At 69.3% G+C, this 12,178-nt stretch carries 12 protein-coding genes; 6 read left to right on the forward strand and 6 right to left on the reverse strand.

The genetic code is table 11. The features are described from left to right. Positions 1–111: 111 nt before the first annotated feature. Positions 112–609, reverse strand: a complete 498-nt coding sequence (locus A5622_RS09510; protein WP_066878113.1) for an SRPBCC family protein — start codon at positions 607–609, stop codon at positions 112–114. A 9-nt stretch (positions 610–618) separates the two neighbouring features. Next, positions 619–1,518, reverse strand: a complete 900-nt coding sequence (locus A5622_RS09515) for an oxidoreductase (protein ID WP_197498168.1) — start codon at positions 1,516–1,518, stop codon at positions 619–621. A 62-nt stretch (positions 1,519–1,580) separates the two neighbouring features. On the opposite strand from A5622_RS09515, the gene aspS reads away from it, so the two are divergent. Beyond that, positions 1,581–3,347 carry an aspartate--tRNA ligase gene (gene aspS / locus A5622_RS09520; protein ID WP_066878115.1) on the forward strand — a complete coding sequence of 589 codons (1,767 nt, stop codon included), beginning with the start codon at positions 1,581–1,583 and terminating at the stop codon, positions 3,345–3,347. A gap of 6 nt (positions 3,348–3,353) precedes the next feature. Here the strand turns inward: aspS and A5622_RS09525 are convergent, their stop codons facing one another. Next, positions 3,354–3,554, reverse strand: coding sequence for a hypothetical protein (locus A5622_RS09525; protein WP_066878116.1), 201 nt, complete (start codon positions 3,552–3,554; stop codon positions 3,354–3,356). Positions 3,555–3,715: 161 nt separating this feature from the next. Between A5622_RS09525 and A5622_RS09530 the strand changes: the two genes are divergently transcribed. The 3 genes from A5622_RS09530 (at position 3,716) to A5622_RS09540 (ending at position 6,009) form a co-directional block, all read left to right on the forward strand. Next, a complete protein-coding gene (locus A5622_RS09530) occupies positions 3,716–4,390 on the forward strand; it encodes a 2OG-Fe dioxygenase family protein (RefSeq protein ID WP_066863574.1) in 675 nt (224 codons plus the stop codon). A 104-nt stretch (positions 4,391–4,494) separates the two neighbouring features. Then, positions 4,495–4,938: a nitroreductase family deazaflavin-dependent oxidoreductase gene (locus tag A5622_RS09535; RefSeq protein ID WP_066863551.1), complete on the forward strand. Its 444-nt coding sequence runs from the start codon at positions 4,495–4,497 to the stop codon at positions 4,936–4,938. Between the two features lie 3 nt (positions 4,939–4,941). Next, the gene (locus A5622_RS09540; protein ID WP_066878118.1) at positions 4,942–6,009 is read left to right on the forward strand and encodes an aromatic acid exporter family protein; all 1,068 of its coding nucleotides are present in this window, start codon (positions 4,942–4,944) and stop codon (positions 6,007–6,009) included. 5 nt (positions 6,010–6,014) lie between these two features. On the opposite strand, the gene A5622_RS09545 is transcribed toward A5622_RS09540, so the two are convergent. Further along, positions 6,015–6,404: an MmcQ/YjbR family DNA-binding protein gene (locus tag A5622_RS09545; protein WP_066863545.1), complete on the reverse strand. Its 390-nt coding sequence runs from the start codon at positions 6,402–6,404 to the stop codon at positions 6,015–6,017. 98 nt (positions 6,405–6,502) lie between these two features. Here A5622_RS09545 and A5622_RS09550 point away from each other — a divergent pair, with 98 nt between their 5' ends. After that, complete coding sequence (locus A5622_RS09550; RefSeq protein ID WP_082984867.1) at positions 6,503–7,474, forward strand: transglutaminase family protein; 972 nt, start codon at positions 6,503–6,505, stop codon at positions 7,472–7,474. Further along, positions 7,467–8,522 (forward strand): putative zinc-binding metallopeptidase, encoded by a 1,056-nt coding sequence (locus tag A5622_RS09555; RefSeq protein ID WP_066863539.1) that lies wholly within the window; start codon positions 7,467–7,469, stop codon positions 8,520–8,522. Before A5622_RS09550 ends, A5622_RS09555 begins: the two co-directional genes overlap by 8 nt. A gap of 17 nt (positions 8,523–8,539) precedes the next feature. On the opposite strand, the gene A5622_RS09560 is transcribed toward A5622_RS09555, so the two are convergent. Both A5622_RS09560 and A5622_RS09565 read right to left on the reverse strand, forming a co-directional pair. Further along, positions 8,540–11,155 (reverse strand): circularly permuted type 2 ATP-grasp protein, encoded by a 2,616-nt coding sequence (locus A5622_RS09560; RefSeq protein WP_156752906.1) that lies wholly within the window; start codon positions 11,153–11,155, stop codon positions 8,540–8,542. 190 nt (positions 11,156–11,345) lie between these two features. Further along, a complete protein-coding gene (locus A5622_RS09565) occupies positions 11,346–12,017 on the reverse strand; it encodes a hypothetical protein (protein WP_066863534.1) in 672 nt (223 codons plus the stop codon). Positions 12,018–12,178 lie beyond the last annotated feature (161 nt).

Genomic DNA, 12,178 nt, shown 5'->3' on the forward strand with positions numbered 1-12,178 from the left:
CGTCTTGGCGGTGGTCACATCCGACACGCCGACGATCACCGGGACCCGCCCGGCGACCGTGGCGGTGCTGGTGTCGATCTGCATGCCCTCGTTGAAGGTCACGACGCTCTCCTAACGTTGCCGGGTCGCAAGGGAGTCGGTGTAGTTGCGCAGGTTTCGCAGATAGCGGCGCAGGGCCAGGTTCAGCAGCGGCCCCACCACGACCATCGCCGGCTTCGCCGGGCCGGCCGGCTTCTGGGCCATGGTCCACGTCAGCCGGCAGCCGCCCGGGATGACCTGCACCCGGTAATCCTCGGCGAAGGCCGCCACGGACCGGGTGGAGCATTCGTTGAATCGAAACGCCATGTGCGTGAACGGTTCCCAGGCGAGGAATTCCTCGTTGCCGACGATGCCGCCGCGCATCTCGACGACGCGGGTGGTCCCCACCCCGCGCGGCTCCGGGCTGGTCCAGGTCACCTTCGTGATCACCTTCGCCCACCGCGGCCAGGACCCGGCGTCGGAGAGCACCTCGAAAAGCTGCTCGGGGGTGATGGCCAGGTCGACGCTGTTGCTGAAGACGAACGGTGCCGAGTCGATGAAGTTCAGATCCACGCGCTCGCAGGGGAACATGAAATCAATCTAGCCGGGGCCGTCGCTGGCCGCGGCCAGTAAGGGCACTATCACGTCGCTGATCGGCGTGGCCAGGCCGTGGGCCCGGCCCTTGCGGATGATCACGCCGTTGCGGATGTCCCATTCCATCCGCCGCTGATGTTCGGCGTCGGTCAGGATCGAGGTGCTCATGTCCTCGGCGACGTTGCGGAACATGTCCACCAACTCGTCGACCACGCCGTCGGCCAGCCGGGCGCCCTCGGCCCGCGCGACGGCCAGGCATTCGGCGACGTAGCGGCGCGCCAGGGCGGCGACGTCGTCGCGGCGGAACATCCCGGACCGCCTGCGCGCCAGTGCCATGAAGCCGGCCAGGGCGTTGGTGAGCAGCTTGTGCCAGGCCGCGGTGATGATGTCGGGGTCGCAGTCCACCCGGCACCCGGCGTCGCGCAGCAGCTCGGCGACGGCCTCCGCCGACGGCCCGCTGGGCAGCACCAGGGCCGGTTCGGTGCGCAACCGCACCCAGCCTTCGGGCTGCATCTGGGCCGAGTACCACACGATCCCGGGGATGACGGGGGATTGCGGGCACAGCGGCTGCACCTGTTCGACCTGCTCCACACCGTTTTGCAGCACCACGACGATGGTGTGGACGTCGCACAGCCGGGCCAGCCAGCCGCCCGCCGCCTCGGTCTGGGTGGCCTTGACGGCCAGCAACACCACGTCCACCGGCCCGGTCACCTCGGCCGGATCGGTGTGCACGGGACCCGGCACGACGATCGGGTCGGCGCCGTCGGGTCGCACTTCGATCACGTCGCGCGGGGTGCGCCCGCACACGATGACGGAGTGGCCGGCCCGATGTAGCAGGGCGGCGGCCGTCGTGCCGACGGCGCCGGGACCGACCAGGGCGATGTTGGTAGCAGCGTCTGTGGCGATGCCACCGAAATTACCTCCTTTAGACTGGGCACTCGTTCTGGCCAGGTGAAGAGGAGTCTTTTGTGCTGCGCAGTCATGCCGCGGGTTCGCTGAGGAATAGCGACGCCGGGCAGCAGGTGACGCTGGCGGGCTGGGTGGCCCGCCGCCGCGACCACGGAGGCGTCATCTTCATCGATCTGCGCGACGCCTCGGGGATCGCCCAGGTGGTGTTCCGCGCCGAGGACGTGCTGGCCCAGGCGCACCGGTTGCGCGCCGAGTTCTGCGTCGCGGTCTCCGGTGTGGTCGAGATCCGCCCGGAGGGCAACGCCAACCCCGAGATCGCCACCGGCGACATCGAGGTCAACGCCACGTCGCTGACGGTGCTGGGGGAGAGCGCGCCGCTGCCGTTCCAGCTCGACGAGCCCGCCGGCGAGGAGCTGCGGCTCAAGTATCGCTATCTGGACCTGCGCCGCGACGGGCCGGCCGAGGCAATCCGGTTGCGCTCCAAGGTGAATGCCGCGGCACGGTCGGTGCTCGCCCAGCATGACTTCGTCGAGATCGAAACCCCGACGATCACCCGCTCGACCCCCGAAGGCGCGCGCGACTTCCTGGTGCCGGCCCGCCTGCACCCCGGCTCGTTCTACGCCCTGCCGCAGAGTCCGCAGCTGTTCAAGCAGTTGCTGATGGTGGCCGGCATGGAGCGCTACTACCAGATCGCCCGCTGCTACCGCGACGAGGATTTCCGCGCCGACCGCCAGCCGGAGTTCACCCAGCTCGACATGGAGATGAGCTTCGTCGACGCCGAGGACATCATCGCCATCTCCGAGGAGATCCTGTCCGCGCTGTGGGCGTTGATCGGGTATGAGATTCCCAGACCCATCCCACGGATCAGCTACGCCGACGCGATGCGGCGATTCGGCTCCGACAAGCCCGACCTGCGCTTCGGCCTCGAGCTGGTCGACTGCACAGAGTTCTTCAAAGACACCACATTTCGCGTCTTCCAGGCGCCGTATGTCGGTGCGGTGGTGATGCCCGGTGGGGCATCACAGCCGCGGCGCACGCTGGACGGCTGGCAGGAGTGGGCCAAGCAGCGCGGTCACCGCGGACTGGCCTACGTGCTGATCGCCGACGACGGCACGCTGGGGGGTCCGGTCGCCAAGAACCTGTCCGACGCCGAACGTGACGGCCTGGCCGCCCATGTCGGGGCCAAGCCGGGCGACTGCGTCTTCTTCTCGGCCGGTCCGCCGAAGCCGTCGCGGGCGCTGCTGGGGGCCGCGCGCGGCGAGATCGCCCACCGGCTGGGAATGATCGACGCGGGCGCCTGGGCGTTCGTCTGGGTGGTGGACCCGCCGCTGTTCGAGCCGGCCGACGACGCGACCGCCGCGGGTGACGTGGCCGTCGGCTCGGGGGCGTGGACCGCCGTGCATCACGCGTTCACCTCGCCGAAGCCCGGCCACGAGGGCGACATCGAGACCGATACCGGCAACGTGCTCGCCGACGCGTACGACATCGTCTGCAACGGCAACGAGATCGGCGGCGGGTCGATTCGTATCCACCGCCGCGACATCCAGGAACGGGTGTTCGCGGTGATGGGCCTGGACCACGCCGAGGCCCAGGAGAAGTTCGGATTCCTGTTGGAGGCGTTCACCTTTGGTGCGCCCCCGCACGGCGGGATCGCGTTCGGCTGGGACCGGATCAACGCGCTGCTGTCCGGCGTCGACTCGATCCGCGAGGTGATCGCCTTCCCGAAGACCGGCGGCGGCGTGGACCCGCTCACCGAGGCGCCCGCGCCGATCACCGCGCAGCAGCGCAAGGAGTCCGGGATAGACGCCAAGCCCGGGCGCGGTTAGCGGCGCCTATACCACTCGGTAGGTGTAAGACCACTCCACGTCTTGGCCGCCAACTGGGCTGCTGTCACCGAGTTCCAGATCGGACACCCGGTGGCCCCGCCTCACCTTGTGTTGCGCCTTCTGCATCGCCAGCGCGCGCACGTGGTTCGCGTCCATGCGTTGCGGCACGGTGATTTTGTCGCTGCGCACCTCGGGTTGATCGGCCATGCTGCATATCCTGCCCGAGATGCGCCCGGCCCGGCAGCGTTACCCCGAAGGCGAGCGGGTTTGCGGCTCGCCCGGTGCGGTATCCCCGCGCGGTGACCCGCATTCTTTCCGTGCAGCGGGCGAACGCCGACCCGGTGGCCGCCGCGGCCCAGCAGGTTGCCATGGCCGGAGCCGCGCTGCTGCCCGCCGTCGAGGTGAAGCGAAGCCTGGGTGCGGGGCGTGAGGACTGGAAGCGGTTCGCCCGGCACTGGGAACGGCTGGCGCCCGACGCGTACGCGGCGGAGTTGGGGGTGCGGCGGCTGCGTCGCTACGGCCAGTACTCGTTTCGTGACGGGGCGCTGCGCCCCATTCCCGAGCACACGTTCGTGCAGCCGGAGGACTCCAACCCCCTCTACGTCGGCAGGCAGCGCGAGTTTGAGCCGCTGACGGCCGCGTTCGCCGGGGATCCCTTGCTGTACAAGGTGATCGGGCTACTGTCCCGGGTCGCGTCGGCCCTGGACGACGTCGTGAACTGGAACGTCAAGGTGCATCCGTTTCGCACCCTGTCCTCGATGGAGCAGGGCGGGCGCCCGACGCCCGAGGGCATGCACCGCGACGGCGTCACCCTGGTCAGCTCCCTGCTGGTGGGGCGGCGCAACGCCAGCGGCGGCGAGAGCACGGTGTGCGACGCCGACGGCCGAGAGCTGCTGGTGACGACGCTGGCCGATCCCGGCGCGTTGCTGCTGGGCGACGACCGTCGCACCCTGCACGGAGTGTCCCCGATCCGGCCGATCGACGGCTCGATGCCGGCCCAGCGCGATGTCCTGGTGATCACCTTTGCCTCGGCCTGGCCGTGAGGTCGCCGTTTCATCGGCGGCTTTCAGCCGCCGTCAAAACCCATTACCGTGTCCGGGTGTTTGTCGAGCGGAATAGACGCCGAGCCGGGCAAGGTTGACCGGGCATGACTCAAACCCCTGACGCCGAGAACGTCAACGCATTCAACAAGAGCATCATCGACGAATTCCGGGCCAACGACGGCAAGGTCGGCGGCCAGTTCGAGGGCGCCAGCCTGCTGTTGCTGCACACCACCGGCGCCAAGTCGGGCCAGCCCCGGGTGTCGCCGCTGGCCTATTTCGAGATCGACGGCAAGCTCATCATCATCGGCTCCTTCGCCGGCGCGCCCAAGGACCCGGCCTGGGTGCACAACCTGCGGGCCAACCCCCAGGCGCGGGTCGAGGTCGGCGCCCCGCAGGGGGTGCAAGCGTTCGACGTGACCGCGCGCGAGCTGCCCGCCGACGAGCGCGCCGCGCTCTTCGACAAGGTCACCGCCGTCGCGCCGGGCTTCGCCGAGTACCAGGCCAAGACCAGCCGGGTGATCCCGCTGTTCGAGTTAATCCGGACCTAGCCGGTGGGCACTTCGCGGCCGGCGGCGCCCTCGTTGGTTGCCGCGGTCGCGCGTGCCGGCAGTAAGCGGCTGCGGACGGTCTGGTTCAACCTGGTGCAGACCGCGGTGGCCGCGGGCCTGTCCTGGTATTTGGCCCATGACGTCCTGCAGCACCCGCAGCCGTTCTTCGCGCCGATCGCCGCCGCGGTGTCGTTGTCGACCAGCAACGTGCTCCGGGCGCAGCGCGCCATCCAGATGATGATCGGGGTGACCCTGGGTATCGGGGTGGGCTCGCTGGTGCAGGGCCTGCTCGGGCCGGGGGACGTGCCCATCGGGGTCGCCGCCGTGGTGGCGCTGGGCGCCGCGGTGTTCATCGGGGGCGGCTTCATCGGGCACGGGATGATGTTCGCCAACCAGACGGTGGTGTCGGCGATCCTGGTGCTGGCGCTGTACCGCGGCGGCGTCGGGTTTGAACGTATCTTCGACGCGCTGATCGGTGGTGCGGTGGCCATCGTCTTCGCCGTCCTGCTGTTCCCCGCAGACCCGCGCAAGGTGCTGCGCAACGCACGCGTCGGGGTGCTCGGCGTGCTGCACGACGTAATGGCGCGGGCGGCGGACGTCGCCGCCGGACGCAAGGCGCCGCCGCCGGATTGGCCGCTGGCGGCCGTCGACCGGGTGCACGAACAGCTCAGCGGGCTGCTCGAGGCGCGCACCACCGCGCGTCACGTCGTCACCATCGCGCCGCGGCGCTGGGGGCTGCGGGAGGCGATCTCGGCGGCCGACCATCAGGCTGTGCACGTGGCGCTGTTGGCCGGTTCGGTGCTCCAGCTGGTCCGCGCCGTCGCACCCGGTGAAGACGGCGGGCGCGGGCGCCTGCCGCAGTCCGTGCACACCGTGCTGGTGGTGCTGGCGGCGGCGACCGCGCTGGCCGATCCCGACCCCGCGGGCGCGTGCGCGTACACGGCCTCGGCGCGCCACCACGCCGCGCAACTGCAGTCCGGGGCGCGGGAGAAGGCGCAGGTGATCCTCGCGGACGTCGTCAGCGCCTGCGTCGATGACCTGCAACGGGTCATCGACCTTCGAACCGTGTGAGCGATTCAGCGCGAGTCGGCCAGGAACTCCTGGACCAACTTGCGCGGGGCCTGGGTCAGCCACGCCTCGGTGATCAGGTCCTCGAGGTCGCGCACCGAGATCTCGGCCAGGTTGACCAGCACCGCGGGATAGCCGTCGAAATGCGGGGTGGTGAAGTAGATCCGCGGTTCGTCGTCGATCAGCGCGAACTTCACGCCCTCGTCGGACACCCGGACACCGAGGATGTCGCCCTGCGGGGATGGGAGACCGTTGCGTTCCAGCGCCTCACGTTCCGACGGCCGCAGCGGCCGCTCCCAGGCCAGCAACTTCTTGCCGACCCGCCAGTCGTGCGGTGACGGCTCGGAGGTGAGTGCCAGCTCACCAACGATGCGGGCGACCTCGCCCCACGTGGCCACAACACGATTGTGCTCCCGTTTTGGCGTGAGTGCCGCCGGATCGGCAAACGGTGGCCAACCGCGCGGTCTGCGGACCCCACGCGAGCGGGCGGCATGTGATGAGATCAGCGGTGGACAGGAGGACGCGCTTGCCAGCAGAACCAGGCGGACACGGCGGCGGGGCCGCCCGTCGCCATCGGGTGACCCACCGCACCGAGTACCGCTACTCCGACGTCGTGACCAGCTCTTACGGTCGCGGATTCCTCACCCCGCGCGACTCGCTGCGGCAGCGCTGCGTCGCGCACCGGCTGATGATCGAGCCGGCCCCCGGCGACAGCTCCACCAGCGAGGACAGCTACGGCAACGTCAGCTCCTACTTCCATGTCACCGAGCCGCACCGCGCCCTGAAGGTGACCAGCGATTCGATCGTCGACGTCTACCCGCCCGGCCCGGACCTGTACGGCGCCGGGCCGGCGGCCCAACCGTGGGAATCGGCCCGTCCGGTCGGACGCAGCGGGGCGCTGGCGACCGAGTTCACCCTGGACCTGAATCCGCCCGAGATCACCGACGAGATCCGCGACTACGCGGCGTCCAGCTTCACCCCCGGCCGTCCCTTGATCGAGGTGCTGCGGGATCTGACGTCGCGCATCTTCACCGACTTCACCTACCGGTCGGGATCGACAACGATTTCCACCGGAGTCAAAGAGGTTCTGGCCGCCCGGGAAGGGGTATGTCAAGACTTTGCCAGGCTGGCGATCGCCTGCCTGCGAGCCAACGGTCTGGCGGCCAGTTACGTTTCCGGATACCTGGCCACCGACGCGCCACCCGGAAAGGATCGAATGATCGGCATCGACGCCACCCACGCCTGGGCGGCGGTGTGGACACCGCAGCAGGCAGGCCAATTCGAGTGGCTGGGGCTTGATCCCACCAACGACCAGATGGTCGACGAGCGCTACATCGTCGTGGGCCGGGGACGCGACTACGCCGACGTCCCGCCGCTGCGGGGGATCATCTATACCAACTCAGAACACAGCGTGATCGACGTCGCCGTCGACGTGGTGCCTTTCGAAGGTGATGTGCTTTATGCGTGATTTCCACTGCCCCAACTGCGGTCAGCGTCTGGCATTCGAGAATTCGGCGTGCCTGTCGTGCGGCAGCGCACTGGGCTTCTCCCTCAACCAGATGGCACTGCTGGTGATCGCCCGGGGCAACGAAGGCGAGCACGCCGGCGCCGTGGACGCCGACGAGTACCAGCTGTGCGGCAACCTGCATCTGGCCGAGTGCAATTGGCTGGTGCCGAAGAACAACTACGGCCGGCTGTGCGAGTCGTGCTCGCTGACCACGGTGCGCCCCAACGACGCCGACACCGCCGGGCTGGCCGAGTTCGCCCGGGCCGAGGCGGCCAAGCGCCGGCTGATCGTCGAGTTGCACGAGCTGAAGCTGCCGATCATCGGCCGCGACGAGGATCCGCAGCAGGGCCTGGCGTTTCATCTGCTGTCCAGCGCCAAGGAGAAGGTGATGACCGGACACGACAACGGCGTCATCACACTGGATTTGGCCGAAGGCGACGACGTGCACCGCGAGCAGCTGCGGGTCGAGATGGACGAGCCCTACCGCACCCTGCTCGGGCACTTCCGCCACGAGATCGGGCACTACTACTTCTACCGGTTGATCGCCCCGTCGAGCGACTACCTGGCGCAGTTCAACGAGCTGTTCGGCGATCCCGACGCCGACTACCAGGCGGCGCTGGACCGCCACTACAGCGACGGCCCGCCGCAGGGATGGCAGGACGACTTCGTGTCGTCGTATGCGACCATGCATCCCGCCGAGGACTGGGCCGAGACGTTCGCCCACTACCTGCACATCCGCGACGCGCTGGACACCTCGGCGTGGTGCGGATTCGCACCGGCGACGGCGACCTTCGACCGGCCGGTCTTGGGGCCCAGCGCTTTTCAGACGATCATCGACATGTGGCTGCCGTTGTCGTGGTCGCTGAACATGGTGAACCGTTCGATGGGCCACGACGACCTCTACCCGTTCGTGCTGCCGGCCGCGGTGCTGGAGAAGATGAAGTTCATCCACACCGTGATCGACGAGATCACCTCGGAGGCCAGGGGACCCGCGGCGATCGCCGGCTAGGCCGCATCGTCGTCCGGCTAGGCCGGCATCGCCCGACGTACGCCGGGACCCCACAGTGGTTGCATGCCACCGGGCAGCGTGAGCTGGGTGGTGGTGATGACCTCGGCCAGGTTGCGCAGCTCGACATGCACCGCATCGAGCAGCTCCGCCAACTCGGCGCGGCGGCCGTCGTCGCTGACCCGTTCCAGCTCGGCGGGATGGGACCGCCGCAGCAGCGTGCCGATCTCATCCACCAGCCGTTCCGGGCGCGACGAGCCCGAGGAGCCGGGCAGGTCCTTGAGGTTGATCCGCAACCGCTCCACCTGGTACAGCAGCGACCGCGGGTTCTGCGCGTCGAACAGCATCAGTTCGGCCATGGCGGCCACGCTGACCTTGCCCACCGTGCGGCGCCGATAGATGACCGAGGACTCGCACGCCACCAGGGTGGACTCGATGATGGTTTGTTCGGCCGCGGCGCCGCGGACCACGGTCAGGGTGGCCCCCAGCAGCGCCGTCAGCCACAGCCCGCGTTCGATCCGCTTGCCGATGTCCATCATCGTCCAGCCCACGTCGCGCACCATCGACTCGTTGGCCACCCCCGACAGCGTCAGCATGCCGGCCAGCGTCTGGGTCTGCGCCCCGGTAAGCAGCGCGTCGGCCTCCGAAAGCGATTCCGGCGGTTCGCTTTTCAGCGCCAGCGCGCGCTCCACGCCGGCCAGCACCATCCAGGTGTCGTTGGACATCTGGTCGCGCACCGCCCGCGCCGCCAGCGCCAGACCCTCCACCGATTGCACCAGGGAGCCGGGCCGGTGCGGATCGACGGTGAGCGACCACAGCGTGGACGGGGCGATGGCGATCATTTCGGCGTGGTCGCCGTCGCTGTCGGCCGCGATGTCGGTGCCGGTGATGCGGCCCAGCGCCGTCATCAGCACCGGCACGCATTCGCTTTCCTCGCTCTGCTGATGGTGGCGGTAGACGTGGAACCGGTCGCGGGCGACGATGAGCAGCCGCGCCATGCTTTCCGCTCGCTCACCGTAACGGCCGATCCAGAACAGGTCGGACAACACGCGTGGTGAGCTGACGGCCCAGGTGCCCGCGGCCGTCTTCGCCGGTGCCTCCGGCGTCGGAAGGCTGATCGCCTCGGCGTGTGCCCGCTCGGTGGGCCGCACCCAGACATCCTTCGCCGCAGAGGTTTTCAAGACATACGCGGCCGGCCCGGGGGCCAGCACATAACCGATGCCGCCGATCATCGGCGCGTAACCGCCCCGCTGGGCGACGGTGAACAGCCGGATGCCGACGCCCGCCGACGACAGCACGCCGGCGTGGTCGGTGGGCGCGGACGAGAACTGCAGCAGCTCCTGGCCGATCCACTGCCAGGGCATCGCCTCGATGCGCGCGGCCAACCGGCTCAGCTGGTGTGACGAAAGCGCCGGGCCGACAATGGTTTCCGCGCCGACGGTGGACTTCACTAACAACGACGACAGCTTGCCCAGCAGGTGTGAGCGTTCACTGGCGATGCCGCCCCAATAGACCTGCGCGGTGGGCAGCTGCAGGGTTTCGGCCAGCAGGTGCTCGGCCATGGCGGGCAGAAAGCGCAGTAGCCCAGGGTTTTCCAGGATCCCGCTGCCCAGGGTGTTGACCACGGTCACCGTCCCGCGGTGCTGCGCCTCCACCAGACCGGCCACCCCGAGCCGGGAGTCGGCGCGCAGGTCCAGCGGATCCGTGTAGTCGGCGTCGACCCGGCGGAGCACCACGTCGACGCGTTTCAAGGTGCCCAGCGAGCGCATCCACAACATGCCGTCGCGCACCACCAGGTCGGCGCTTTCCACCATCGGGAAACCCAGCAGGGTGGCCAGATAGGCCTGATCGAACGCGGTCTCGGAGTAGATGCCCGGCGACAGCACCACCACCACGGGGTCCTGGGCGTCATCGGGTGCGGCGTCGATCAGCGCCAGCCGCAGCGCCTGGGCGAACGGTGTCGTGGGCCGCGGCGCGATTCGTTCGTAGAGGTCGGGAATCGAGTGCGCGACGACGCGCCGGTCGGCCAGGGCGTACCCGGCGCCGGACGGGGCCTGGGTGCGGTCGCCGTTGACCATGAAGGCGCCGTCCGGTCGTCGGCTGACATCGCAGGCGTGCATGAAAAGCTGGTGACGGCCCGGGATTTCGATGCCGTTGGCCGCGCGCACGTAGCCGGGATGACCGAACAGCAGTTCCGGGGGCAGCACGCCCTCGGTGAGCAGGCTGCGCGGCCCGTACAGGTCGGCCAGCACCGCGTCGAGCACCCGGGACCGCTGCAGCAGGCCGGCCTCGAGCACCTCCCAGTCGGCCGCGGACAGCACGATCGGCAGGGTGTCCAGCTGCCAGGGTCTGGGCTCTAGGGCCCGGCCGCCGGGCTCGACGTCGGTGTAGGTGATGCCGTCGTTGTCGATCAGGTCGCGCACCACCGAGCGCAGCCGGTCCAGCCCGGCGCGGCCACGCTCGGCGATGGCGTCGGCCAGTTCGCCCCACGCCGGGCGGACGTTGCCGTCCCCGTCGACGAATTCGTCGTAGCCGCTCGCCGGGCCGTGCCGCAGGTCGAACAGCGCTTGCTGGGCGCGCGCGGCGCGGTAGCCGGCCAGCAGCCGGTCGGCGTCATAGCGTGCGGTGCCCGCCATCGAGCCGGGTCCAGCCGGTGCGCCGGTGCCGAATGTCATGTCGGCAAAGGCCAATCAAAGGTGTGGCCGGAGGGGAGCCCCAGCGCCACTTTGATGTTCATAATCGCCGATCCCATCACACGCGCCGACCCGGCGCAGCGCACCGCAAACGCGGCGAGCGCGGCCGTAATCGAAAGACCTGCGCGCGGCGCTAGGCCGGCGCGGGCCCGGGCGGCGGACCGGACTGGTATCCCGCCTGCTGCACCGGGACCACATGTCCGCCGGATAGCTTGCGGTAGGCGTAGATCCCGAACAGGGAGGCGACCGGGGCCGCCACCAGCAGGCCGACGCCGCACACCAGGAAGCCCACCAAGAACAGCGCCACCTCGACCAGCCAGACCAGCAGGGCGTTGCCGAAGTTCGCTGTGACGGTGGAGAAGCTGGAGGTGAGGGCCTTGATCGGCTGCTCGGACCGGTCGATGGCGTAGGGGATGGTGAATTGGGCAAAGATCCCCAGGATCAGCCCGGGCAGGAAGCACAACGCCGAGGCGATCGAGGTGAGGATGCCGACCAGCAGCGCGGCCAGAAACACCGTGCCGAAGTTGCGCGGCTTGAAGAAGGACCCGATGGACACCGGCCGCCCGTCGGCCAGATCCAGGCAGCCGGACAGGAAAGCGGACTGGGCGAACGCCCCCACCAGGTAGGCGACCAGATAGCCGAGGATGAGCAGCGCCAGCCCACCGCCGTTGAGGTTCGCGGTGAAGGTGAAGTAGTCGTCGTCGGAGCTGTTCGTGGTGGAACCCACGCTTTGACTCAGGCCGACCAGGGCGGACGCGATGCCGAACAGCACCCCGTAGACGAGAGCCGAAACGATCAGCGCCACAGGGTTTTTGGTGAATGCGTTCCAGGCCCAGCCGAACGCGTCACCGACGCTGAACGCGGGCCGGGGCGGCGCCCCGTAGCCGGGTGGGGGCCCGTAGCCGGGCCGAGATCGTCACGGCTTGCTTCCCGCCGACCGGCGCGTCGTCGCGCACTCCGGCGCAG

The sequence above is a fragment of the Mycobacterium sp. 1245801.1 genome (genome assembly GCF_001673055.1).
Classification (GTDB): Bacteria; Actinomycetota; Actinomycetes; order Mycobacteriales; family Mycobacteriaceae; genus Mycobacterium; species Mycobacterium europaeum_A.